This window comes from Pseudomonas sp. SIMBA_068, assembly GCF_046534705.1.
Lineage (GTDB): Bacteria > Pseudomonadota > Gammaproteobacteria > Pseudomonadales > Pseudomonadaceae > Aquipseudomonas > Aquipseudomonas putida.
Genome location: NZ_JAWRYI010000015.1, coordinates 55,529 through 80,413 on the forward strand (window position 1 = coordinate 55,529; position 24,885 = coordinate 80,413).

The 24,885-nt window shown below is 63.9% G+C and carries 23 protein-coding genes; 11 read left to right on the forward strand and 12 right to left on the reverse strand.

Going from position 1 to position 24,885, the window contains the following annotated elements; translation table 11 throughout:
- Positions 1-3: 3 nt before the first annotated feature.
- Complete coding sequence (locus SB756_RS26180; protein ID WP_410912490.1) at positions 4-1,176, reverse strand: MFS transporter; 1,173 nt, start codon at positions 1,174-1,176, stop codon at positions 4-6.
- 106 nt (positions 1,177-1,282) lie between these two features.
- On the opposite strand from SB756_RS26180, the gene ptrR reads away from it, so the two are divergent.
- Entirely contained in the window at positions 1,283-2,176 is an 894-nt protein-coding gene (gene ptrR, locus SB756_RS26185) for a putrescine utilization regulator PtrR (RefSeq protein WP_063427284.1), read from the forward strand.
- A 124-nt stretch (positions 2,177-2,300) separates the two neighbouring features.
- On the forward strand, positions 2,301-2,429 hold the full coding sequence (locus tag SB756_RS26190) for a PA1414 family protein (RefSeq protein WP_009683677.1): 129 nt from the start codon (positions 2,301-2,303) through the stop codon (positions 2,427-2,429).
- 185 nt (positions 2,430-2,614) lie between these two features.
- On the opposite strand, the gene SB756_RS26195 is transcribed toward SB756_RS26190, so the two are convergent.
- Positions 2,615-3,994: a sodium:solute symporter gene (locus SB756_RS26195; RefSeq protein ID WP_016498451.1), complete on the reverse strand. Its 1,380-nt coding sequence runs from the start codon at positions 3,992-3,994 to the stop codon at positions 2,615-2,617.
- Between the two features lie 132 nt (positions 3,995-4,126).
- Complete coding sequence (gene speB / locus SB756_RS26200) at positions 4,127-5,077, reverse strand: agmatinase (RefSeq protein ID WP_016498452.1); 951 nt, start codon at positions 5,075-5,077, stop codon at positions 4,127-4,129.
- Positions 5,078-5,302: 225 nt separating this feature from the next.
- Between speB and SB756_RS26205 the strand changes: the two genes are divergently transcribed.
- From SB756_RS26205 to SB756_RS26215, 3 genes are all read left to right on the forward strand, one after another.
- Positions 5,303-6,196 carry a LysR family transcriptional regulator gene (locus SB756_RS26205; protein WP_016498453.1) on the forward strand — a complete coding sequence of 298 codons (894 nt, stop codon included), beginning with the start codon at positions 5,303-5,305 and terminating at the stop codon, positions 6,194-6,196.
- Between the two features lie 136 nt (positions 6,197-6,332).
- Entirely contained in the window at positions 6,333-7,898 is a 1,566-nt protein-coding gene (locus tag SB756_RS26210; RefSeq protein WP_410912494.1) for a methyl-accepting chemotaxis protein, read from the forward strand.
- 131 nt (positions 7,899-8,029) lie between these two features.
- Entirely contained in the window at positions 8,030-8,629 is a 600-nt protein-coding gene (locus tag SB756_RS26215) for a tRNA-uridine aminocarboxypropyltransferase (RefSeq protein WP_410912496.1), read from the forward strand.
- Between the two features lie 143 nt (positions 8,630-8,772).
- On the opposite strand, the gene SB756_RS26220 is transcribed toward SB756_RS26215, so the two are convergent.
- The 3 genes from SB756_RS26220 to SB756_RS26230 all read right to left on the reverse strand — a co-directional run bounded on the left by SB756_RS26220 (position 8,773) and on the right by SB756_RS26230 (position 11,404).
- On the reverse strand, positions 8,773-10,131 hold the full coding sequence (locus SB756_RS26220; RefSeq protein WP_341796478.1) for a TolC family outer membrane protein: 1,359 nt from the start codon (positions 10,129-10,131) through the stop codon (positions 8,773-8,775).
- A 312-nt stretch (positions 10,132-10,443) separates the two neighbouring features.
- Positions 10,444-10,809 carry a YbaN family protein gene (locus SB756_RS26225; RefSeq protein ID WP_341796477.1) on the reverse strand — a complete coding sequence of 122 codons (366 nt, stop codon included), beginning with the start codon at positions 10,807-10,809 and terminating at the stop codon, positions 10,444-10,446.
- A gap of 7 nt (positions 10,810-10,816) precedes the next feature.
- Positions 10,817-11,404 (reverse strand): YecA family protein, encoded by a 588-nt coding sequence (locus tag SB756_RS26230; RefSeq protein WP_010955200.1) that lies wholly within the window; start codon positions 11,402-11,404, stop codon positions 10,817-10,819.
- 245 nt (positions 11,405-11,649) lie between these two features.
- Between SB756_RS26230 and recQ the strand changes: the two genes are divergently transcribed.
- The gene (gene recQ, locus SB756_RS26235) at positions 11,650-13,797 is read left to right on the forward strand and encodes a DNA helicase RecQ (RefSeq protein ID WP_016498458.1); all 2,148 of its coding nucleotides are present in this window, start codon (positions 11,650-11,652) and stop codon (positions 13,795-13,797) included.
- A 150-nt stretch (positions 13,798-13,947) separates the two neighbouring features.
- A complete protein-coding gene (locus tag SB756_RS26240; protein ID WP_016498459.1) occupies positions 13,948-14,385 on the forward strand; it encodes a MarR family transcriptional regulator in 438 nt (145 codons plus the stop codon).
- A gap of 33 nt (positions 14,386-14,418) precedes the next feature.
- On the opposite strand, the gene SB756_RS26245 is transcribed toward SB756_RS26240, so the two are convergent.
- Positions 14,419-16,605, reverse strand: coding sequence for a patatin-like phospholipase family protein (locus tag SB756_RS26245; protein WP_410912500.1), 2,187 nt, complete (start codon positions 16,603-16,605; stop codon positions 14,419-14,421).
- 67 nt (positions 16,606-16,672) lie between these two features.
- Here SB756_RS26245 and SB756_RS26250 point away from each other — a divergent pair, with 67 nt between their 5' ends.
- Complete coding sequence (locus SB756_RS26250; protein ID WP_016498461.1) at positions 16,673-16,954, forward strand: SelT/SelW/SelH family protein; 282 nt, start codon at positions 16,673-16,675, stop codon at positions 16,952-16,954.
- Here SB756_RS26250 and SB756_RS26255 read toward each other — a convergent pair whose 3' ends face one another.
- Entirely contained in the window at positions 16,955-17,845 is an 891-nt protein-coding gene (locus SB756_RS26255) for a DMT family transporter (RefSeq protein ID WP_341796475.1), read from the reverse strand.
- A 167-nt stretch (positions 17,846-18,012) separates the two neighbouring features.
- Positions 18,013-18,780: a helix-turn-helix transcriptional regulator gene (locus tag SB756_RS26260; protein WP_341796474.1), complete on the reverse strand. Its 768-nt coding sequence runs from the start codon at positions 18,778-18,780 to the stop codon at positions 18,013-18,015.
- 128 nt (positions 18,781-18,908) lie between these two features.
- Between SB756_RS26260 and SB756_RS26265 the strand changes: the two genes are divergently transcribed.
- Positions 18,909-19,721 (forward strand): UDP-2,3-diacylglucosamine diphosphatase, encoded by an 813-nt coding sequence (locus SB756_RS26265; RefSeq protein WP_341796473.1) that lies wholly within the window; start codon positions 18,909-18,911, stop codon positions 19,719-19,721.
- A gap of 49 nt (positions 19,722-19,770) precedes the next feature.
- Here the strand turns inward: SB756_RS26265 and SB756_RS26270 are convergent, their stop codons facing one another.
- A complete protein-coding gene (locus SB756_RS26270; protein WP_016498465.1) occupies positions 19,771-20,082 on the reverse strand; it encodes a DUF962 domain-containing protein in 312 nt (103 codons plus the stop codon).
- Between the two features lie 154 nt (positions 20,083-20,236).
- Between SB756_RS26270 and SB756_RS26275 the strand changes: the two genes are divergently transcribed.
- On the forward strand, positions 20,237-21,298 hold the full coding sequence (locus SB756_RS26275; RefSeq protein WP_049275127.1) for an AraC family transcriptional regulator: 1,062 nt from the start codon (positions 20,237-20,239) through the stop codon (positions 21,296-21,298).
- Here the strand turns inward: SB756_RS26275 and SB756_RS26280 are convergent.
- The gene (locus SB756_RS26280; protein WP_016498467.1) at positions 21,255-22,709 is read right to left on the reverse strand and encodes a TrkH family potassium uptake protein; all 1,455 of its coding nucleotides are present in this window, start codon (positions 22,707-22,709) and stop codon (positions 21,255-21,257) included. The two genes, SB756_RS26275 and SB756_RS26280, sit on opposite strands and share 44 nt — an antisense overlap.
- Before the next feature lie 102 nt (positions 22,710-22,811).
- Here SB756_RS26280 and SB756_RS26285 point away from each other — a divergent pair, with 102 nt between their 5' ends.
- On the forward strand, positions 22,812-23,366 hold the full coding sequence (locus SB756_RS26285; RefSeq protein WP_341796472.1) for an NAD(P)H nitroreductase: 555 nt from the start codon (positions 22,812-22,814) through the stop codon (positions 23,364-23,366).
- A 133-nt stretch (positions 23,367-23,499) separates the two neighbouring features.
- Here SB756_RS26285 and SB756_RS26290 read toward each other — a convergent pair whose 3' ends face one another.
- A complete protein-coding gene (locus SB756_RS26290; protein ID WP_341796471.1) occupies positions 23,500-24,840 on the reverse strand; it encodes a sensor histidine kinase in 1,341 nt (446 codons plus the stop codon).
- Between the last annotated feature and the right edge of the window lie 45 nt (positions 24,841-24,885).

Genomic DNA, 24,885 nt, shown 5'->3' on the forward strand with positions numbered 1-24,885 from the left:
TGCTCAGGATGCAACCTTGGCCTGACAGGCGCTTCCTTGCTGTGCGTTACCCGGCAACTGGACCAACACGCCCGCCACCGCCAGCCCGCCCGCCGCCAGCATCAATGCCGGTTGCAGCCCGCCACTGTAATGGCTGCTGACCGCCGCCAGCAGGGGCCCGCTCAACTGCCCCAGGGCAAAGCACGCTGTCAGCAGCCCGGCATTGCGTTGTGTGGCATGCGGTGCCAGCTCCCGCGAGCGCTGCATCACCAGTTGCATGCAGGCCAGGAACGGCCCGCCACACAGCACCACTCCCAGCGCCAACCCGATACCCCCGCCCATCAGGCAGGCCAGCACGCCAAGCCCTTGCAACCACAAGGTGGCGGTGAGCCAGGTCGAGGTACGGCCACCACGGCGCAGGCTCACCAGCATCACCCCCAGCGCTGCCGACAGGCCAAACGCCGGCCAGAACAGGTCGGCCATCCATTGCCCGCGAAACTGCTGGTTGGCCATCTGTGAGAGGAAGGTGGCTGGCAGGATGTAACCCACGCCGTACAGCGCGTATACCAGCCCCAGGCGGCCAATGCCGACGCTGCGGGTCGGGCCCGGGTGCGAGGGCGATGAGGTTGGCGCAGCTTGCAGAACGCGTGGCAACCAAGGCCGCACGGCCAGCAGCATCACCAGCGCGGCCACGGCATAGATCAGCCACAGTGCTGCCGAGCCCAGCCCAGCCAAGTGCGCCACCAGTGCCAACAGGCCGGTCACGGCGATGCCCAGGCCGGGCCCTGCAAACACCAGGGCACCCAGCCGTTGGTGGTTGTGCGCGTTGGCCACCTGTTGGCTGAGGCTGGTGATCATCACCAGCACCCAGGCACTGGCCACGCCGGTGCCAAAGCGCAGCAGCAGGTGGCTCCAGAACCCGTCGGCGGCCCATGAGGCCAGGGTCAGCAGCACGCACAGCCACAGCCCCCCATGCAGGCGCAGGCGCACCTGGCCGGGTGAGCGGGCGAACATGGCGTCCACCGCGCCAATGAAATAGCCCAGGTAGTTGGCGGCCGCGACCAGCCCGGCGACCGTCAGGTCGCACTGGCCTTCGGCGATCAGTTGTGGCAGTTGCGGGGTGAGGGCAAAACGGCCTATGCCCATGGCCATCATCAGCGCCACGGCGCTGGCGAGCAGTTGAATGAGGGGCGACATGACAGGTCTCCTGCACGGATGTAAGCGATGACTGGCAGGTTAGGGTGGTTTCATTTTCAATAAAATTGAATAATGATGATCAAGTTGTTCTGTTTTGGAGAATGCTGTGGAATTCAGCCAGCTGCGTATCTTCCAGGCCGTGGCCGAGGAAGGCTCGGTCACCCGTGCCGCCGAACGCTTGCACCGTGTGCCATCGAACCTCTCGACGCGTTTGCGCCAGCTTGAGGAGCAACTGGGTGTCGAGTTGTTCCTGCGTGAGCGCCAGCGCTTGCAGCTGTCGCCGGCCGGCAAGGTGCTGCTGGAGTACGCCAACCGCCTGTCGGCCTTGCGCGACGAGGCGCTGGCCGCTGTGCGCGGCGGCCAGCCAGCCGGTGACTTCGTGCTGGGGACCATGTACAGCACGGCGGCGACCCACCTTCCGGCGTTGCTCGCGCGTTATCACCAGGCTTACCCCGCAGTGAACCTGCAGGTGCGCGCAGCGCCCAGCGGCGAGCTGCTTGAAGGCCTGCTTGGCCACACACTGGACGCTGCCTTGGTAGATGGCCCGCCGAGCCTGGCCGGGCTGGATGGCGTGCCGCTGTGCGAAGAGCAGCTGGTGCTGATCACCAGCCCCGAGCACCCAGCGGTGCACACTGCCAAGGATGTGGCGGGCAAGGCGGTGTTCACCTTCCGCCAAGGCTGTTCTTACCGGATGCGCCTGGAGGCGTGGTATGCACATGCCCACACGCCCATGGGCCGGGTGATGGAGATCGAGTCGTACCAGAGCATGCTGGCCTGCGTGATCGCCGGTGCAGGCGTGGCGATGATGGCCCAGTCGATGCTCGACAGCCTGCCTGGGCGCACCCAGGTAAGGGTGCACCCGCTGCAGGCGCCGTTCGATCAGGCGGTCACCTGGCTGATGTGGCGCCAGGGTATGCGTGGGGCGAATTTGCAGGCGTGGATCGACCTGCAACAAAGCGAAACGATTAACCAGTCGTCGGAATGCGCCGCTACGGCTTGATCCGCGTCAAAATGGCCCTTATCTGTAAGAGCATAGGCATGCGTAATACAGGACATCAGGCTATGATCTGTATGAAACATCCCAGGATTGATTCGCCGTGAGGCTGACCCGTCAAGGGGGCATTATGAATAAACCACTGTCCAACTGGCTCCACGACCTGGCGGTCGCCCTGGGGCTGATTCCACCACCCTTGCAGCCGGTGCCGATCCCGACTGACGAAGAGCAGCGCAAACGCCAACCGCGTCGTCGCTGATATAAGACAAAGGCCGCAGCCCCTGGGTGGGTGCTGCGGCCTTTTTTGTGTCTTGGAGTTTATTGTTATCTCTTCTGGCCCTATCGCCGGCAAGCCAGCTCCCACAGTTACTGCGCAAGCCTCAGGCCCTGTGCATTTTTTGTGGGAGCTGGCTTGCCGGCGATAGGGTCGCTTCAGGCTAACGGTCAGGCCAGATTCACCGCACCGACTGGTTTGCGCGACATCAGGCTGACCGCCACAAAGCTCACCAAGCCGATCGCCAGGCTGTAGTAGATCGGCGTGTTGGCTTCCAGCCCGTCCTTGAACATGAAAAGCAGCGCGGTGGCAAAGCCCAGCGACATGCTGGCAATCGCGCCGGCGGTGGTCGCACGCTTCCAGAAGATCGCCCCGATCAGCGGGATCAGCATGCCGCCGACCAGCAGGTTGTAGGCCAGGGTCAGTGCGTTGATCACATCGTTCACCATCAGCGCGATGCCCAGCACCACCAGGCCGGTGAGCAGGGTAAACAGGCGGCTCATGCCCAGGCTCGACTGCTTGCCGCCACGCAGCTTGGGCAGCAGGTCTTCGGTCACGGTGGTCGAGGCGGCCAGCAGGCCGGCACTGGCGGTGGACATCATGGCTGCCAGCGCTGCGGCCATCAGCAGGCCACGGATGCCATCGGGCAGGGTGCTTTTGATCATCTCGGCAAAGGCGTTGTTCGGGTTGGCCAGGTCGGGCATCAGCACATGCGCGGCCATGCCGATGGCGGCGCAGGCCAGGCCGTACACCACACAGTACACACCGGCAACGGTACCGGCACGCTGGCAGACCTTTTCATCACGGGCGGTGAACACCCGCTGCCAGATATCCTGGCCGATGAGGATGCCGAAGAAGTAGATCAGGAAGTAGGTGATGATGGTGTCCCAGCCAATGGTGGTCAGCTGGAAGCTGGCCGCTGGCAGTTTGGCCACCAAGGTGTCCCAGCCACCGGCCTTGTACAGGCACACCGGCAGCAGGATGAACATCAAGCCGACGGTCTTGATCACGAACTGGACGATGTCGGTCAGGGTCAGCGACCACATGCCGCCAATGGTGGAGTACAGCACCACCACACCGCCGCCGAGCAGCAGCGAAGCCCAGAACGGCAGGTCCAGCAGCACCTGCAATACGGTGGCCATGGCCAGTGTCGAGGTGACCCCGATCATCAGCGCGTAAGCCAGCATGATCACGGCACTGGCCTGGCGTGCGGTGGGGTTGTAGCGTTGCTCAAGCACCTGGGTCACGGTGAAGATGCGCAGGCGCAGCAACGGTTTGGCCAGGAACAGGTTGATGGCGATGATGCCCAGGCCCAGGGCTGCGCACAGCCAGAAGCCGGAGATGCCGTGGACGTAGCCCAGGCGCACGGTGCCGACGGTGGAAGCGCCACCGAGCACGGTGGTGGCCATGGTGCCCATGTACAGCACAGGGCCGAGGTTGCGCCCGGCTACCAGGTAGTCTTCATGGGTTTTTGCGCGCCGCATGCCATACCAGCCAAGCCCGAGCATGCCGGCGGTATAGATCATTACAACAATGATGTCCAAGGCCATTGGGGGTCTCCCGATTATCTTTATTATGGCGAGATCGACCACGCGGGCGGCTTACGGCGCCCGGCGGTCTTGTCGTGTTGTTGGCGGGCCTCTGTGGCCCTCCCTCATGGCTCCTGCCGGGGTGTAGCGGTATTAACGACGCACGACGCCTGGTAGCACGCAGAGCATTTCGAACAGCAGGTTGGCGCCGAGCAGCGAGGTGTTGCCGGTGGTGTCGTAAGGCGGGGAGACTTCGACGAGGTCACAGCCGATCAGGTCCAGGCCGTGGCAGCCGCGAATGATCTCCATCGCCTGGATGGTGGTCAAGCCGCCGATTTCCGGAGTGCCGGTACCGGGCGCCCAGGCCGGGTCGATGCCGTCGATGTCGAACGACAGGTAAACCGGGCCGCCGCCGACCTTTTCCCGTACTTCGGCCATCAGTGGCTCCAGCGATTTGTGCCAGCACTCTTCGGCCTGAACCACGCGGAAGCCTTGGCGGCGGCTCCAGTTGAAGTCATCGGCGGTGTAGCCCTGGGCGCGCAGGCCGATCTGTACCACGCGGTCGCAATCAAGCAGGCCTTCTTCCACGGCGCGGCGGAAGGTGGTGCCGTGGGCGATCTTCTCGCCGAACATGTGGTCGTTGACGTCGGCGTGGGCATCGATGTGCACCAGGCCGATCTTGCCGTGCTTCTTGTGCAGCGCACGCAGGATCGGCAGGGTGATGGTGTGGTCGCCGCCCAGGGTCATCGGGATGACGTTGTGCTCGACGATCTCGTCATACGCTTCTTCGATGATGCGCACGGCGTCCAGCAGGTTGAAGGTGTTGATCGCCACGTCACCAATGTCGGCCACCGACAGCGAGTCGAACGGAGCGGCACCGGTGGCCATGTTGTACGGGCGGATCATCACCGATTCGGCGCGGATCTGCCGTGGGCCGAAGCGGGTGCCGGAGCGCAGCGAGGTACCGATGTCCAGGGGCACGCCGATGAAGGCAGCATCCAGGCCTTGGGCACTTTGCAGGTGGGGGAGACGGAGCATGGTGGCGATGCCGCCGAAACGCGGCATTTCGTTGCCGCCCAGTGGTTGGTGGAGAGTCTTGTCCACGGTGGGCCTCATCAGTCGGTCGATTGTTTTGTTTGTTCGAACCTGTGCCGCCGCGCGCCTTTCAAGTGTGGTTTTGCCGGCGGGCAGGGACATTTCGGCCAAGTCTGCTCAAGGTAGTGCCGCGGAAGAATCGCTACCGACAAATACTTAGTTCAGGAATTTCTGAACTAAAGGCCGGCAGAGCGGTTAGACTGCGCGTAAATACCCTTGCGGAACCGTTGCACCATGGCCTCGACATTGCCTGACCTGAAACTGCTGCGCATCTTCATCAGCGTGGCGCGCCACCAGGGCTTCGCCAACGCGCAGCGCGAGCTGAACCTGTCGACCTCGGCCATCAGCACCTACATGAGCCAGTTGGAAGGCGCACTGGGGATCGTGCTGTGCCACCGCGGCCGTGGCGGTTTCAGCCTGACCAGCAAAGGCGAGCTGTTCCACCAGGAAACCCTGCGGCTTCTGGCCGAACTGGATGGCTTCGAGCAGTATGCCGCTGCCCTCAAGGGCGAGTTGCGTGGCACCCTCAACCTCGGGGTCATCGACTCCACGGTCGGTGACAGGGCCTTGCCGCTGGCCGAAGCCATCGGCGCCTACAGCCAGGAGCACCCGGCGGTGCACCTGCACTTGTCGGTGTCCAGCCCTTACGAGCTGCAACTGGGTGTGCAGGACAACCGCCTGGACCTGGCCATTGGTGCGTTCTCCTCGCGCATGAGCGGCCTGCTTTACCAGCCGTTGTACCGTGAACAGCACTGGCTGTACTGCAGCAGCCGCCACCCGTTGTATAACGAGCGGCGCATCCCCGAGCAGGTGGTGACCCAGCAGCGCATGGTCGGGCGTGGTTACTGGAGCCAGGCCGAGCTGGCCCGGCATGGCTTCAAGCACAGCGCGGCGACGGTGGAGAGTATGGAAGCGCAGTTGATCCTGATCCTTTCCGGGGCCTATATCGGCTACCTGCCCGAGCACTACGCCCAGGCCTGGGTCGACAAGGGCGACTTGCGCGTGCTGTCGCCGTCGACCTTCGGCTACCAGGCACCGTTTTCGCTGATCATTCGCCGTGGGCGTAGCCGTGAACCCTTGATCCAGACCTTCCGCGACCTGCTCAAAAGCCAGCTGAACGTGGGCTGAGACGCGACACACTCATGCATTCCGTCGGGCGGTGTTAAATTCCGGCAAAAGCTGACCGCTAACCTGATAGCGCTCTGCTACATATCAACTTGCGCTGATGATTTTTCCCTTAGTTCATCCTGCAAGGATCGCCCAGATGCGCATGAATTTGCCCGTCACTGAGCACGAAAGAACCTTCTCCAGCGATCAACGCCTGATTTCCACGACTGACCTCAACAGCCGCATCACTTACTGCAACGAAGCCTTCGTGGCGATCAGCGGGTTTACCTACGACGAGCTGGTCGGCCAACCCCACAACCTGGTGCGCCACCCGGATATGCCGCCATCGGTGTTCGGGCATATGTGGGAGACGATCAAGCAGGGCAAACCGTGGATGGGTGTGGTCAAGAACCGGGCGAAGAACGGCGACTATTACTGGGTCAGCGCCTATGTCACCCCGATTTACGAGCAGGGCCGCATCAATGGCTATGAGTCAGTGCGCTCGGTGCCCACGCGTGAGCAGATCCGGCGCGCCGAAGCGCTGTATGCGCGCCTGCGTGCCGACCGTGCTGCGGTGCCGTGGGCCGCGCGGCTGGGGCATGGGTTGGGCCATGGCTGGCCGCTGATCGGCGCGGGCCTGCTGTCGGCGGCCGGTTACCTGTGGCTGCCGCCCTATGCAGCGCTTGGGATCCTGATGGCCAGCCTGCTGTTGGCCTGGTACCTGGTCGAGCAGCGGCAGAACCAGGCTATCCGCCGCACGTTGGCCGAGCACCCCAAAGCCTTCACCAGCCCGTTGGTGGCGCTGACCTATAGCGACAACCCGGGCCTGCTGGGCCAGCTTGACCTGGCCATCATCAGCGAGGAAGCGCGCCTGCAAACGGCCCTGACCCGCCTGGTGGACGCCGGGGTCGGGGTGAAGTCGCGGGCTGCGCAGTCGTCCGATCTGTCCGATGCCCAGGCGCAGATGCTCGACCGCCAGCGCAGCGAGACCGACCAGTCGGCCACGGCCATTGCGCAGATGGCGGCGACCATCCAGCAGGTCACGCACAACGTGCAAAGCACGGCGCATGCGGCCGGCGATGCCGATCAGCTGGCGCAGCAGGGCAGCGAGCTGGCGCTGCAAAGCCTTAAAGCCATGGGCAGCATGAGTGATGCCGTCAACGACATTGGCCAGGCGGTCAATGCGCTGGCCGAGCAGACTCAGTCCATCGGCAGCGTGGTCGATGTGATTACCTCTATTGCCGAGCAGACCAACCTGTTGGCGCTCAACGCTGCCATCGAGGCGGCACGCGCAGGTGAGCAGGGGCGGGGGTTTGCCGTGGTGGCCGATGAAGTGCGTTCGCTGGCCCAGCGTACCCGCGCATCCACCGATGAGATTCACCACATCATTGCCTCGTTGCGCGCAGGAGCAGAGCGGGCGGTGAGCACCGCCAACCGGGGTGAACAGATCTCGCGGGACAGCGTGCAAAGTGTCGAGGCGGTGCAGGCGGCCTTGAGCGGGATTGCCCAGGCGGTCAGCCGCATCACCGGCATGAGCCAGCAGATGGCGACGGCGTCGGAGCAGCAGAGCCATGTGGCCGAGGACATCAACCAGCAGATCGTGAGGATTGCCCAGCTGTGTGACCAGAGTGCCGGGCAGGCCAGGCAGGGGGCAGAAATCAGCCAGGACCTGGAGCGCATGGCGGAGTACCTGCACAGCCTGGCAGAGCGCTTCAACCGCTGAGATCGCTGGGGCCGCAGCACGCTGCTCCTACAAAGGCATCGCGATCTCCTGTAGGAGCAGCCTTGTGCTGCGAATGGCCCGCAAAGCGGGCCCCGGTTCTGTGGCAAACTGTTCCCGCCAAGGAGAACCCCATGCCCAGACCCCGCTGCGAGCGCTGCCAGCGCCCGCTCGACCATTGTCTCTGCCCACTGATCCCCGCGCTCGACAGCCGCACCCGCGTCATCCTGCTGCAGCACCCCAGTGAAACCGCCCATGCCCTGAACACTGCGCGCCTTGCTGCCCTTGGGCTGAACAATGCCGAGCTACGGGTAGGCGAGGTTTTCGATGACCTGGCTGAATGGCTGGCAACGCCTGGTTATCGGCCGGCCCTGCTGTTCCCGGGCGATGACGCTCAGGTGCTGACGGCCTATGGCAAGGTCGATGACACGCCGTTGTTGCTGATCGTGCCCGACGGCACCTGGCGCAAGGCGCGCAAGCTGCTGTACATGAACCCGCTACTGGAGGGGTTGCCACGGGTGACGCTGGGGGCAGTCGCACCTTCGCGTTATCGGCTGCGCAAGGCGCCGGAGGCGGGGGCGCTGTCGACTATCGAGGCGGTGGTGGGGGCTTTGAATGCGCTGGAGCAACCGGCCTGCTTCGATGCACTGCTGGCGCCGTTCGAGGCGTTGATCGAGGGGCAGATCAGGGCCATGGGGGTGGAGACGTTCCAGCGCAACCACGGGGTCGAGTGAGGGCCGGGGGCTGCTTTGCAGCCCATTCGCAGCACAAGGCTGCTCCTACAGAAGACCCCGCAAAGGGCGGCATGCGCGCAACGCTTGTGGGAGCGGCCTTGTGTCGCGATGGGCCGCAAAGCGGCCCCAAAATCTAAGGCCGATCAACGCATCTCAGGCAAACGCGCCTCGGTACGCACCTCGGTGGTAGCCAGCGCCTCTGGCGGCAGCGAAATACGCTGTTTGCTCAGCAGCTCACCCATGGTCGCCAGCACGCGGTAGCGCGAGAACTCCTCGGTGTAGCGTACTTCGGTGTAGCGACGGTCGGCGTTGTACAGCTCGTTCTCACTGTCCAGCACGTCCAGCAGGGTACGCTGGCCCAGACCGAACTGGTCCTGGTAGGCGGCACGCACGCGCTTGGTGGTCTCGGCGTATTCACGCGCGGTCGGCAGCTGCTTGCTGGCGTTGTTCATGGCGTTCCACGCCAGGCTCAGGTTTTCGGTCAGCTCACGCAGGGCGTTGTTGCGGATGTCCAGGGCCTGGTTGATCTTGTGCGCGTCAGACTGCAGGCGGGCCTTGTCGCTGCCGCCGCGGAACAGGTTGTAGTTCATCTCTACGCCGGCCTGCCAGTCGTTGTTGTTGTGGCCTTTTTCGCCGCCGGTGTTGTTGTTGGCACCGGTTGCCAGAATGGCGTCGAAGCGCGGGTAGAAGGTCGACTTGCCGACTTCGTATTGCTGCTCGGCGGCGTTGACGTCAGCCTGGGCAGATTTGATGTAAGGGTTGTTCTGGCGCATGCTGTCGCGCGCGCCGTCGAGGGTCTCAGGCACCTCGCCCTTGATGCTCGCCGGGCTTTCCAGCTCGTCCGGGGCACGGCCGACCACGCTGAAGAAGTTGGCCTCGGCATCGGCCAGGTCGACTTCGGCGGTGTCCAGGTTGTTTTCCGCCAGGGCGCGACGTGCGCGGGACTGGTCAAGGTCGGCGGTGCTGCCGACGCCGCGCTCGTTACGCAGGCCGATCTGGTCGTTGACGCGCAGGTGGGCTTGCAGGTTGTTCTTGGCCAGGGTCACCAGCTCGCGGCGCTTGAGCACTTCCAGGTACACCTCGGTCGCACGCAGGGCAACATCCTGGGCAACGGCCTGGGTGTAGTAGGCGCGGGAGGTGGACACCGCTTCGGTGCGGCCCACTTCGTTCGAGGTGTTGAAACCGTCGAAAATCATCTGCCGCAAGCGCAGCTCGGACTGGGTGTAGTTGAGGGTTTCCTTGTTGTGGTTACCCTCGGCACGGGTGGTAGCGTTGTCCGAACGCTGGCGGCCATAGCCAGCAACCAAATCCACGGAAGGGTAGTAGCCACCACGCGCAAACTTGACGTCTTCATCGGCCGACAGCTTGCTGTTGCGATTGGAGCTGACCTGCGGGTGGTAGTCCACGGCGCTCTGGACGGCCTCGGTGATCGACATCGCCTGTACGTTGGCACTTGCCAGGGCCAACAGTAGTGCACTGGTGATGGGGTTCAAAACGCGCATGGGTACATCTCCCTGATCCTGGAATTGATCCTGCTGCTCGCCAAAAAAATGACGATAAAGTTATCGCGTATAGTGTTGCAGGTTTTTAACAACACAGCTAAGTACATTCAATGCGATAGATAAGAAGATTTATTCATATCAAATTGCCATATAAGACGTATATTGTCTAACAATGACGACAAAACATGTCGAAGGCGAGCGAGCAATAAGCCTCGAAAGCCAGTATTTACAAGGCTTTTGTGCGGTTCCAGAACCATTTCGGATAAAGAAAACGTCAGTTAGGCGAAAGTGATATTTGGCGACAAAAAAATGTCACTTTCGCTTGTGAAGGGTTTTCTGTCTGACGATATACAGGCTTACCAGCACGGCGCTGGTCAACATGAAGGCGCGCGCCCAGAACAGGGGCACCAGATAGCACGACAGGCCGATGCTGGCCCACATCAGGCCGATGGCGTAGACCTTGCCCTTGAGGGGGATGCCTTCACCACTAAGGTAGTCGCGGATCCACGGCCCGAGCTTCGGGTGATGGACCAGCCAGTGGTGAAAGCGCGGCGAGCTGCGGGCAAAGCAGGCCGCCGCCAATAGCAGGAACGGGGTGGTGGGCAATACCGGAAGGAAAATCCCCAACACCCCCAGCGCAACGCTGAGCCAGCCGATGGCCAGCAGCAGGTAGGGCACAGGCGACTTAGTGGTGGCGTGGCTTGAGCAGCGCCGGTTTTTCGTCAGGAGCGTGCAGCAGCAAGAACAGTGCGCTCAGCGCCTCGGGGATCTGTACGATCATGTCGTCCTGCAGGTTGGCGTTGCTGGCGATGTCAGCGAACTCTGGCTGTTCGTCGAACAGGCCCGAGCCAACCATGATCGGCAGCAGCATCTCGCTGACTTCTTCTTCGGCGTTCTCGAACCAGGCCTCTTCACGCAGGAACACGCCTTCCATGAAGCCGATGCACCAGCCGCGCAGGTCAGAATCGTCCGGCTCGTCGGTCAGGTCGAGGTCGCATGGCAGGTCGAATTCTTCGTCGCTGGCCAGCTGGCGGGCAATGTGCGCTTTCAACGCCACCAGGGTGGCTTCGATTTCGGTGCGCTGGGCCTCGCTGGCGTAGTGCGGCTCTTCGGCGAACAGGGCATCGATCCATTCGCGCTCGGGCACGTCTTCGGCGTTGATCGACAGGGCGGTGAGGTAGCCGTGGGCGGCGACGTAGTCCAGCGCCTCTTCGTGCAGCTCGTCGGCGTCGAGGAAGGCTTGCAGGCGGGTCAGTTGCTCGGCGAAGGACATTACAGGGCTACCTTGGGGAATAAACGATACCGAATTCTAGCACCAAGCAAGGGTAGCGGGGTAAAGGGAACGTCTATCGCCGTGGTGCCCTGTGCGGTGCAGTGCTGCGGTATACTCCGCGATTTTTCATCCAGGGGCAGATTTTATCGGCGCCTGGCAAAAACCGCTTACGCATTTGGCGTGTGCGGAGCGGGTTTTTCGTCCAGCCTGTATCCAGGATGGTACGGCGATTTGTGGAGTTGCACATGCTCGAACAGGCTCAGCGCGTTCTCAAGGACATTTTCGGCTACGACAGTTTCCGTGGGCGCCAGGCAGCAATCATCGAATGCGTGGCCAATGGCGGCGACGCCTTGGTGCTGATGCCCACCGGTGGCGGCAAGTCGCTGTGTTTCCAGGTGCCGGGGCTGCTGCGCCCGGGCCTGACGGTAGTGGTCTCGCCGCTGATTGCGCTGATGGACGACCAGGTCGCCACGCTGGACGAACTGGGTGTATCGGCCGCCGCGCTGAACTCGACCCTGACGGCGGAGCAGCAGCGTGAACTGGCCGGGCGCCTGCGCCGTGGCGAAGTGAAGATGCTGTACCTGGCGCCCGAGCGCCTGGTGCAGCCGCGCATGCTCGACTTCCTGCGCGAGCTGGACATCTCGCTGTTTGCCATCGACGAGGCGCACTGCGTGTCGCAATGGGGCCACGATTTCCGTCCCGAATACCTGCAACTGGGGCAGTTGGCCGAGCTGTTCCCACATGTGCCGCGCATCGCGCTGACCGCCACCGCCGACATGCGAACCCGCGAAGAGATCGTCCAGCGCCTGCACCTGCAAGGCGCCGAGCGCTTCCTGTCGAGCTTCGACCGGCCGAACATCTTCTACCGCATCGTACCCAAGGAAGCGCCGCGCAAGCAGCTGATGGCCTTCCTCGGCGAGCGCCGCGGCAACGCCGGCATTGTCTACTGCCTGTCGCGCAAGAAGGTCGACGAAACCGCTGCCTTTCTTTGTGAACAGGGCTTCCCGGCATTGCCGTACCACGCTGGCCTGGCCGCCGAGACCCGTTCGGCCAACCAGCACCGCTTCCTCAACGAGGAAGGGCTGATCATGGTCGCCACCATTGCCTTCGGCATGGGCATCGACAAACCCAACGTGCGCTTCGTTGCCCACCTCGACCTGCCCAAGTCGCTTGAGGCCTATTACCAGGAAACCGGCCGTGCCGGCCGTGACGGCCTGCCATCCGATGCCTGGATGGCCTACGGCCTGCAAGACATGGTGATGCTCAAGCAGATGCTGCAGAACTCCGAAGGTGACGAGCGCCACAAGCGCATCGAGCAGCACAAGCTCGACGCCATGCTGGCGCTGTGCGAAGAAACCCGCTGCCGTCGCCAGTCGCTGCTGGCCTATTTCGACGAAACCCTCGAACAGCCGTGCGGGCATTGCGACAACTGTGTCGACAACATCCAGACCTGGGACGCCACCGAGCCGGCCCGTCAGGCACTGTCGGCGGTGTTCCGTACGGGCCAGCGCTATGGCGTGGGCCACCTGGTCGATGTGCTGCTGGGCAAGGACAACGAGAAGGTGCGCAATTTCGGCCACGAGAAGCTGTCGGTGTTCGGCGTCGGCAAGGGCCTGGCCGAGGTCGAATGGCGTTCGCTGTTCCGCCAACTGGTGGCGCGCGGCCTGGTCGACATCGACCTGGAAGGCTACGGCGGGCTGCGCCTGTCCGACAGCTGCCGGCCGCTGCTGCGCGGCGAGGTGACCTTGCAGCTGCGTCGCGACCTCAAGCCGCAGACCACGGCCAAGTCCTCGTCGTCCGGTGGCGGCAGCCCGGCCAGCCAGTTGGTGCGTGCCGAAGAGCGCGAGCTGTGGGAAGCGCTGCGTACCCTGCGGCGCAAGCTGGCAGAGGAGCACAGTGTGCCGCCCTATGTCATCTTCCCCGACTCGACGCTGCTGGAAATGCTGCGCAGCCAGCCGGTCAGCCTCAGCGACATGGCCCAGGTCAGCGGTGTGGGCGCGCGCAAGCTGGAACGCTACGGCCAGGCGTTCCTCGAAGTGCTGAACAGCAGCGGTGGCACCGAAGAGGCGCCGAAAGTGGTGCTCGACCTGCGCCACGAACTGGTCAGCCTGGCCCGGGCCGGCATGACCCCGGCCCAGATCGCCGGGCAGCTCAACTGCAGCGAGAAGAACGTGTATAGCCTGCTGGCCGAGGCGCTGGGCCGCCAGGAGCTGAGCCTCGACCAGGCCCTCGACCTGCCGGAAGACCTGCTGATGGAAGTGCAGGACGCTTTCCTGGATGGCGAGGGCGAGCTGCCGCCGGTGTCGGCCATTGCGCCGCAGTTTGCGGGCCGTGTGCCGGAGGGTGTGCTGTATTGCGTGCGTGCGGCGCTGGCGGCCGAGTTCGAGATGTGACCGGCAGCCGGATCGAGGGCAGAACCGCCATCTGCTGACCTTTGTCATGCTTTTTGACGATTATCGAACAATGAAGGGTGCGCGAGCCTTGCCTCGTGGGGCGGGGCATGGTTAGCTGCCTAATAATTAGATCTGTTCAATGAGTTGCTTATGCCCCTGACCGACAACCAACACCGCTTCGGCATGCAGCTGGCCCAGATGTCCCGGGGCTGGCGTGCCGAGCTGGACCGCCGCCTGGCCGGGCTGAACCTGTCCCAGGCGCGCTGGCTGGTGTTGCTGCACCTGGCGCGGTTCGAAGAAGCCCCCACCCAGCGTGAGCTGGCCCAGAGCGTGGGCGTCGAAGGCCCGACCCTGGCGCGCCTGCTCGACAGCCTGGAAGCCCAAGGGCTGGTGCGCCGGCAGGCCGTGTTAGAAGACCGGCGAGCCAAAAAGATCTTGCTGTGCCCGCCGGCCAAGCCGCTGATCGACCAGATCGAAACCATCGCCAATCAACTGCGGGTGGAGCTGTTTACCGGGGTGGACGAGGCAGAGTTGCAGGTGTGCATGCGCGTGCATGCCACGATCCTGGCCAACCTCGAGAAGTCCTGAGGGCCCCTGGGGCTGCTGGGCAGCCCCGACGACTCAGAAGGTATGCCCAAGGTTCAGGTACACCGCCTGCTCGTGCGCACTGTTAGTGCCATAGCTGAAGTTCAGCGGCCCCAGCGGCGTCTCCAGCCCCAGGAAGATGCTCGCCGCATTGATGTAGCCACTGTCGAACTCGTTGTCGTTGTTCCACACGCGCCCACGCTCCAGCGACCCGCCAATGTACAGCGGGAAGTCCAGCGGTACGTAGGCCCGTGGCGTCAGCCTGCGGTAGTAAACCATGCGCAGCAGGCTCATGTTCTGCCCCGATACCGAGTCCTGCCGGAAGCCTGACAGCTCACGCGCCCCACCCATCACGAAGCTCGATGTCACCACTTCGGTGTCATCCAGCGTGCGCCCGTAGCGCCCGCCCAGCACGAACGTGTTCGGCCCGCTGCTGATGGCCTTGTCCAGGTTGAACAGCCACTGCCGGTAATCCTGGTCAGAGTCCAGCGACTTGTCGTACTTGCGCAAGGTCAGGCTGATGTCCTCACCGCTGTGCGGGAAATACACGTTGTCGAGGGTGTCGAACGAGTATTTCAGCTCATAGAAGCCTTCATTGAAGCTGACCTTGGGCAGGTCCTGGTCGCCGATGCGCACTTCGGCCTCGCCCCAGGCCTTGCCCACGCCCAGGCGTACTTCACCGTTGGTGCCAATCTGCCGCCCGACGTTCAGGCCAAGGCCGTAGCGCTCCAGGCGGTACTCGGCGACGGGGTCGTTGTCCAGGGTGGCTTCGATATTCTGTGAGCTGACGTCCAGGTACGGCGCGATGAAGTAGCGCGAGCCTACGTCCAGCGGCTGGTAGAACTCGCTGTACAGTTCTTGCTGGTCGCCGATCTGGCCACGGGTCAGCCATTCGGCACCCAGGCTGTTGATGCCGTTGACCCGGTAGCTGGCGCCCAGGTTGAAGGCACTGTCACCGCGCAGGTCGTCTGACAGGTTCAGGCCCAGGCGCAGGTAGTCGGTGCCGCCGCGTCTACCGCGAGCGTTGATTACCAGGGTGTTGTCGTTGCCCTTGTGCACCACGCGGTACTGCACCCGGTCGAAGTAGTCCAGGCCGTACAGCGTGCCCATGTCGGTCTGCAGGCGGTCCAGCTCCAGCGGTGCGTCGATCGGCTGACGGATGTACGAGCGGATCACGTCGTCGCTGACCTTGGAGTCGTTTTCGATCCGGATCGCGGTGATTACCGGCGTGCGCTGGCGCGGCGAGCGGGCCACGGCCAGGCTGCTGTCGCCCTCGGGCTGGCGCAGGGCGGCAAGGCGTGGGTCGAGCAGCCGGGTGGCGCGGTAACCGGCGTCGATCATGTCCCGTGCACGGCCGAAGTCGGTCACGCCGAAGGCAGTCAGCGATGGCTGGATGAGGATGTCGTCACGGCGCAGGCTGGCCAGTTGTTCTTCCGAATTGCGCCGGGTCATCAGGGTGATCGACTGGTTGAGCACGTCGACCACGGTCAGTAATTGCTTGCGATCGCGCAGCGGGGTACCAATGTCGACCACGATGGCCAGGTCCACGCCCATTTCCCGGGCCACGTCCACGGGGATGTTGTCGACCATGCCGCCGTCCACCAGCAGGCGGCCGTCCAGTTCGACCGGGGCGAACACGGCGGGGATCGACATGCTGGCACGGATTACCTGAGGCAGGTGACCGCGGCGGAATACCACTTTTTCGCCGCTGGCGATGTCGGTGGCCACCGCACGGAAGGGGATGGGCAGTTTGTCGAAGTCGCGGGTGTCGGCGGTGTGCGCCAGTTTGCTTTCCAGCAGCAGTGACAGGTTCTGGCCCTGGATTACCCCCAGCGGCAGGCCCAGGCTGCCGTCGTCACGAAAGCTGAGCTTCTGCTTGACCAGGAAGTCGCGGTCATCCTGCTTGCGCCGGAACGGCACGTCCTTGCGCGGCGGGGCATCGGACAGCGCCTGTTGCCAGTCGAGGGTGGTGGCGAGTTTTTCCAGCTCTTCGACACTGTAGCCCGATGCATACAGCCCGCCGACCACTGCGCCCATGCTGGTGCCGGCGATGGCGTCGATGCGCACGCCCTGTTCTTCCAGGGCTTTGAGCACACCAATGTGGGCCAGGCCACGGGCCGCGCCGCCCGACAACACCAGGCCGACCTTTGGCCTGGCAGATTCGGCGGCGATGGCCGTAAGCGAGGTGAGAACAAGGATGAAACAGAACAGCAAACGGCGCATCGTGAGTCTCAAACCGTGGGCTAAAGACGGCTAGTATAAGCGGCCCCTCACCTGGAGATGCCTCAGCATGGCCGACAACAAGCCCGAAATCGTCATTACTTATTGCACCCAGTGCCAATGGCTGCTGCGCGCCGCCTGGCTGGCCCAGGAGCTGCTCAGCACCTTCACCGACGACCTTGGCCGGGTGGCGCTGGAGCCGGGTACCGGCGGCATCTTCCGCATCACTTGCAATGGCGTGCAGATCTGGGAGCGCAAGGCCGACGGCGGCTTCCCCGAAGCCAAGGTGCTGAAGCAGCGGGTGCGCGACCAGATCGACCCGCAGCGTGACCTTGGCCACAACGACCGCTGATCAGGCGCCCTCGGCCAGAGGCCGCTGCTTGGGCGGTTGCTCGGTGGCCATGCGGCTGGACAGCACGATGGCGAAGATAATCAGCGCGCCGCCCAGCAGCATGCGCAGGGTCGGGGTTTCGGCGAACACCGCCCAGGCCACGGCAATGCCGTAGACCGGCTCCATGCCGAACACCACGGCGGCGGTGCGCGCCTTGATCACTGCCAGGCTGGCGACGAACAGGCTGTGCGCCACGCCGGTACAGAAGATGCCGAGCAGGGCGATCCACAGCCAGTCCATGGTTGCCACGCCTGCCAGGCCGGGTGCTGCGAACGGCAGCAGGCACAGGCCTACCACCAGGTTCTGCCACAGTGCAGCCTGTACCGCTGGCAAACGCCCGGAGCCGGCGCGGTTGGTGAGGGACAGCAGCGAGAACAGCAACCCCGAAAACAGTGCCCAGAGCAGGCCGCCAGTGGCCTCGCTGGCCAAGTCGAAGGCCGGCGTGACCAGTATCAGACCGATGCTGACCAACAGTACCAGCACGGCCTCGTTGCGGCGGATGCGCTCGCGGAACAGCAAGCCTTCAAGGATGACGGTGAAGGCCGGGAAGCTGGCAAAGCCGAGGGTGGCGATGGCCACGCCGCCGACTTTGACGGCGATGAAGAAACTGACCCAGTGGCCGGCCAGCAGCACACCGCCGAGCAGCAGGCGGCGGATATCCTGGCTGCTCAGGCGTTGCCAGCCCGGGCCGGTCAGGCTGGCGAACAGGGCAAGGGCGAGTACGGCGAAGGCGGCGCGGCCGAAGACGATGATCGACGGGCTGGCGCTGGCGGCCAGTTTGCCGAAGACGCCGGTCAGGCCAAAGAACAGTGCGCCAATGTGCAGTGCGCCGAGGGCGGTGCGGTGGTTCATGGTGGTCCTTGCTCAAGATCTTTATCGACTTTGCCGGCCTCTTCGCAGCACAAGGCTGCTCCTACAGGGACTGTGCGTATTGTGTGGGAGCAGGCTTGTGCTGCGAAGAGGCCGGCACTGGCAAAGTGTAAAACCACAGGCCAACGATTTCTGTCGCAAGACTGCTGTCAGTTGTCGCCAGACTCTCGCCGCAGAGCCATTGGCGTACACCCGAACGCCCGCAACATCGCCGCTGAAAACGCACTCTGCGAGCCATACCCCACCTGCGCCGCAATTTCCCCCATCGGCAACAAGGTCTGCACCACCAGCCGCCGCGCCTTCAGCAACCGCCGCTGGCGGATGTAGTCCATCGGCGTCATCCCGCATTCCGCGATAAAACGCGCGTGCAGCCGGGCACTGGACAGCCCGGCCAGCCGCGCCAAGTCGGCCACCTGCAGTGGGTAGGCAGCATGTTGCTCGATGTGCGCATCGAACGCGGCATAAGGCAAGCGCTGGCTGGGGCGCACGTTGGCTGCCGCCGTTGGGTTCAGGCTGGCCAGCAACAGCGCTGCGCCTTGCCGGGCAATCAGCGGGTCGTCCATGGGGCTGGCCGCCAGCCAGTCGACCAACTGCTGCTGACGGTTGTCCAGGCCCAGTGCGGCGGGGCGGTCGAGCAGGCGGCGGCTGGCATCGGCATGCTCGCCCAACTGCTCGTGCAGCCACTGCTCCCCAGGCACATCTAGCACCAGGCAGTGGCTGCCGGCATCGCTGGCGCAGGTGTGATGCGCGCCCGCCGGTACCACCACCAGCCCCTGCCGGTCGATCCCGGCGCCTTGCCCCTGCACCTCGAACTCCAGGCGGCCGCGCAGGCCAAACACCAGTTGCGGGTGTTCGTGGCTGTGGGCGATCAGGCTGTCGCGATAGTGGCGCAGCGAGAGGATCGGGCCGGCGGTCATGGGGGGCGTCCTCGCAGGGCAGATGCGCATTGTGCCTCATTCCCTGCAGGCCATCACTCGTAACCGTTTTGCCACGGCGCTGTCATGCGCGCCTGCCAGTCTCCAGCAAACTGCGCCGGAGCCTGTCCATGAGCCATGCCGAACTCTCCCGTCCCTCGCGCAAGCAACGCGTGCGTACCTTGTGGATCTCCGATGTGCACCTGGGGACCCGAGACTGCCAGGCCGAACACCTGTCGCAGTTCCTAAAGGGTTACCAGGCCGACCGCGTGTACCTGGTAGGCGACATCATCGATGGCTGGAAACTGCGCGGCGGCATCTACTGGCCGCAAGCCCACACCAACGTGATCCGCCGCCTGCTGACCATGAGCAAGCGCGGTACCGAGGTGATCTACGTCACCGGCAACCATGACGAATTCCTGCGCCGATACTCCAGGCTGATCCTGGGCAACATCCAGCTGGTGGATGAAGCCGAGCACCTGACCGCCGATGGGCGCCGCCTGTTGGTGATCCACGGCGACCAGTTCGACGTGATTACCCGTTACCATCGCTGGCTGGCGTTTCTCGGTGACCGTGCCTACGAGTTCACCCTGGTGCTCAACCGCTGGCTCAACCACTGGCGTGCGCGGTATGGCTATGGTTACTGGTCGCTGTCGGCGTACCTGAAGCACAAGGTCAAGGGCGCGGTGAACTTCATCAGCGACTTCGAGGATGCCATTGCCCACGAGTGCACCCGGCGTGGCTTTCATGGGGTGGTGTGCGGGCATATCCACCATGCCGAGATCCGCAAGGTGGGGGAGGTGGAGTACCTCAATTGCGGGGACTGGGTGGAGTCGTGCACGGCGCTGATCGAGCACTGGGATGGCAGCATCGAGCTGTACCGGCTGGCCGATGCCCAGGCACGGGAAGCGCAGGCGGTGGCGGCGTTGCGCGAGCCGGCGTAGGGCTTGAGGGCCATGGGGCTGCTTTGCAGCCCTTTCGCGGCCCCCGAATCTACAGGCTGATCTTGCCCAGCAGGATATCCCTGAACATCACGAAATCCCCGGCCAGGCTGTACAGCGGGTAGGTGAAGGTCGCCGGCCGGTTCTTTTCAAAAAAGAAATGCCCGACCCAGGCAAAGCCGTAGCCAAACAGGGGCACGGCCAGCAGCAGCAACCATTTGCCACTGCCGATGGTATAGGCCAGCAGGGCAATCACCAGGCTGGTGCCGACAAAGTGCAGCCGGCGGCAGGTGGGATTGCTGTGCTCCCCCAGGTAGTAGGGGTAGAACTCGGCAAAACTGCGATACTGCGCTGTGCGGTTCATGGCAGTGCTCCGGGATTAATACTTCTGGACAAGATGCACGGCGTGGAGCCTGATTCGAGTCTAGAGTGACTGACGGGGCCTACCAGTGACAATAGGCGCCAATTGAGTATCCTTGGGGTTCACCGCAGGAGCGGTCGGTAAAAAGAAGCCTGTCATGAGCGAAAGAACCACGTCAGCCAGTTGGGCATCAGGGATTGTGAAGGCACTCGAACTGGAAGGACTGGACTGCCCGTCCATGTTCAAGCAGCTGGGGCTGGACTTCGCTGCCCTTGACGACCCCGATGCACGTTTCCCCCAGGACTCCATGACCCGGCTCTGGCAGTTGGCGGTGGAGTTATCGGGCAATGAAGCCATCGGCCTGAACATGGCGCGGGTAGTACGCCCTGCATCGTTCCATGTGGTGGGCTATGCATTGATGTCCAGCCGCACTTTGGCCGAGGGTTTCCAGCGCCTGGTGCGTTACCAGCGCATCATCGCCGAAAGCTCCGACCTCAGTTTCGTGCTTGGCGCCGAAGGCTACTCGCTGATCCTGACGGTGCATGGTGACCACTTGCCGCCGACCCGGCACAGTGCCGAAGCATCGCTGGCCTGTGCGCTGGCGTTGTGCAAGTGGCTCAGCGGTCGGCCGGTGCAGCCGCGCCGGGTATTGGTGCAGGGACCGCAGCCAAAGAATGTCGAGCCCTACAAGGTGGCGTTCCATTCACCCCTGGTGTTCGGTGCGCCGCACGATGCGCTGGTATTCGAGCGGGCCGACATGGAAGCGCCGCTGCCGACTGCCAACGAGGCCATGGCGGTGTTGCACGACCGTTTTGCCGGGGAGTACCTGGCACGCTTTTCCGAAAGCCGGGTTACCCACCGCGTGCGCCAGGTGTTGTGCCGCATCCTGCCGCAGGGCGAGCCCAAGCGCGAAACCCTGGCTCAGGCCCTGCACCTGTCGCAGCGCACCTTGCAGCGGCGGCTGCAGGAGGAGGGCACCAGTTTCCAGACGTTGCTCGATGACACCCGCCGCGAGCTGGCCGAACAATACCTGGCCCAGCCGGGCATGACACTGCTGGAAACCGCCTACCTGCTGGGTTTCGCCGACCCCAGCAACTTCTACCGGGCGTTCCGCCGCTGGTTCGATGTTACCCCCAGCGAGTATCGCGCCCGCCTGGGCGCGGATCCCGAAGTGGTCAGTGACGCCAGAACGCCGGCATACACAGCACCAGCACCGTAATGATTTCCAGGCGGCCAAGCAGCATGCCGGCCGCCAGGATCCACTTGGCTGCGTCAGGCAGCGTGGCATAGTTGCCCGACGGGCCGATCACTTCACCCAGGCCCGGGCCCACACCCGACACCGTGCCGGCTGCGCCGGTCAACGCGGTCATCCAGTCCACGCCCAGCAACGACAGCAGCAGGGCCATGACGCAGATGGTGATGGCGAAGAAGAACGAGAACGTCAGAATCGAACGCACGATGTCTTCGTCGAGCCGGTGGCCATTGTATTTCTGCTTGATCACCGCGCGTGGGTGGATCAGTTGGTTGAGGCTGGCCTTGAGCAGGATGTAGGCCACCTGGAAGCGGAAAATCTTGATACCGCCTGCCGTCGAGCCGGAGCAGCCGCCGACGAAGCCCAGGTAGAAGAACAGCATCAGCGAGAAGTTGCCCCACAGGCTGTAGTCGCCCAAGGCGAAGCCTGTGGTGGTGACCACCGAGGTCACGTTCAACGCCACGTGGCGCAGGGCGTCGAGCCAGTGCAGGTTGGTGCTGTACCAGTACCAGGTGCCCAGCACCAGCCAGGTAACGAGCAGCATGCCCAGCAAACCCTGCACCTGCTGGTCACGGATCAGTGCCTTGCGGTTGCCGCGCAGGGTGGCTACATAAAGGGTGAACGGCAGGCTGCCCATGATCATGACCACCACCGCGACCCAGTGCACGGCCGGGATATCCCATTTTGCCAACGACTGGTCGGAGGTGGAGAAGCCACCGGTGGAGATGGCCGACATGGCGTGGTTGATCGCATCGAACGGGCTCATGCCCGCCCACCAGAAGGCCAGCGAGCCGAGGATCGAGAAGCCGACGTACACCCCGACGATCGACTTGGCGACCATGTGCGAGCGCGGCATGACCTTTTCCGAGCGGTCGGACGATTCGGTCTGGAACAGGCGCATGCCACCGATGCGCAGCAATGGCAGGATCGCTACCGCCATGGCGATGAAGCCGATGCCGCCCAGCCAGTGCAGCATCGAGCGCCACATGAGGATACCCGGGGACATTGTATCGAGCCCGCTGAGCACGGTAGCGCCGGTAGCGGTAATGCCCGACATGCTCTCGAAGAAGGCATCGGTGTAGCTGATGTGCTGGGTCAGCAGGAACGGCAAGGCGGCAAACACGCACACCACCAGCCAGCTGCTGACCGTCAGCAGGTACATGTCACGCGGGCGCAGGTGCACATGCTCGGGGCGGCCCGGTACCACCAGGGCCAGGCCGGCGATGAAGGTGATCAGGCTCGACCAGAGGAAGGACGGCATGTCACCGGTGCGCTCGAAGATCACCAGGGTCGCCATGGGCACGGCCATGCCGACGGCGAGGGTAATCAGGAAGATGCCGATGATGAAACCAATGATCCTTAAGGTCGGCAACGCCATGTGATCTGCTCTGACTCGAAACGGAAGGGCGCCATTCTACCTATGGGTCTGGTGATGTAAACGCTAGAATGGCCGCACATTCAACTGCCAGGAGGGTAGCCGATGGAGGCTCTCGACGCATTGCTCAACCGTGTTTCCGTGCCACGCCTGACCGAACCGGCACCCAATGCCGCCCAGCGCGAGGCGCTGTTCCAGGCTGCCTTGCGCGCCCCGGATCATGGCCAGCTGCGGCCATGGCGTTTCCTCACCATCGAAGGCCAGGGCCGTGAAAAGCTGGGCGAGCTGTTCGCTGAAGCCGTGCAGAACAAGGGCGATGCCAGCCAGGCAGCGCTGGACAAGGCCCGCGCCATGCCGTTGCGGGCACCGTTGCTGATCGTGGTAATTGCCAAGCTGCAGGACCACTTCAAGGTGCCCAAGTCCGAGCAGCGCCTGGCCGCGGGCTGTGCAGCGCACGGCATTCTGATTGCCGCGCATGCGCAAGGCGTCGGGGCGGTGTGGCGCACCGGGGACATGGCCTTCGATGCCCATGTGCACAAGGGCTTGGGGCTGGCCGAGAACGAAGAGTTGATCGGCTACCTGTATGTCGGCACGCCGCTGACCGAGCCGCGCACTGCGCCGGTGCTGGACACTGCCGAGTTCGTCAGCGCCTGGGGCTGATTATTGCATCAGGGCCACTGGCCTCTTCGCGGGGCAAGCCCGCTCCCACAGGTACTGTGCGATGCCTGATACCTGCACCGTACCTGTAGGAGCGGGCTTGCCCCGCGAAGAGGTCAGTAGCCTTTAAATCCCATCAACTGCCAGTAGCTTCAGCCAAGGGCAACTCCAGCCTGGCCACAAAGCCCCCCTGTGGATGGTTGTCCAGCACCAGACTCCCGCCATGGCGCTCTGCCGCCTTGCGCGCAATCGCCAGCCCCAGGCCATGCCCCGGCGCGTCCTGCCCCGGTGCGCGGAAGAACGGTTCGCCCAGCTGCGCCAGGTGTTCGGCTGCCGCCCCGGGCCCATGGTCACGCACGCTGATCACGATACGGTCCTGCTCACGCACGGCGTTCACTTCCACCGGCTGACCCGGCGGGTTGAAGCGCAGGGCGTTGCGCAGCAGGTTGTCCACGGCACGTTCGATCAGCGTTGGCCAGCCGTGCAGGGTCAACCCCGGCTGCGCCTCCAGGCGCACGTCCTGGTCTGGTGAGCTGAGCAGGGCGTCCTTGCGTACGCTGCCGAGCAGGGCATTGAGGTCGACCGGCTCGGCATGCGCCTGCTCGGCATCGACCCGGGCCAAGGCAAGGATTTCGCTGATCAGGTCTTCCAGGCGGTCGCACTCGCGGGTCAGGCGCGGCCACAAGGTCTCGCGCTGCTCGGGCCCGGCGCGCTCGGCCAAGGCCAGGGCAATGCGCAGCCTGGCCAGCGGCGAGCGCAGCTCATGGGATACATCGCGCAGTAACTGGCGCTGGCTGCCAATGGTGCTTTGCAGGCGCGCGCCCATCTTGTTGAAGTCCTTGGCCAGCACGCCAAACTCGTCACGCCGTGCCGCCAGTTGCGCCAGGCTGTTCTGCTGGTAGGTGGTCTGGCCCAGGTCATGCACCGCGCTGCGCAGGCGGCTTAGCGGGCGGGTGATGGACAGTGTGACCAGCAGGCTGAACAGGGTCAGTACCACCAGCGCAATCCCCAGGGCACTGAGCGGCCACATCAGGCTTTCGCGGTGCCAGGCATCCAGCGCCGGATGGGGAATGCGGTAGATCAGCAGGTAGGTATCGCCGGTCTCGGGGCTGGTGTATTCCTCGGTCAGCCGGCGCCATGGCAGGCGCCGCTCGTCATTGTGCTGGCGTGCCTCGAAGGCTGCCGCACGGCGTGGGAAGGTGCCGGGCACCACGGCCTCGCCACTGTCGTCGAGCACCTGCACGTCGATCTTGTAGCGATCCTTGCGCCGTTCCAGAAAGTGCTGTGCCGCATCCAGGCCTTCCTGCTCGTAATGCTTGGCCCACTTGCTGGCCAGGGTATTCAGGCCCGGGTGGCGGCTAAGGATCCAGGCGTCCTGGTTGAGCATGTGGCCCAGCAGGATCGACAGGCCTGCGACCAGGGTAATGGCCAGCCAGAAACTGGCCAGAATGCGCCAGAACAGTGAACGCAAGTGCACCTCCTGTAAACGGTAAAAGCCCGGCCCGCAGGGAGACGGGCCGGG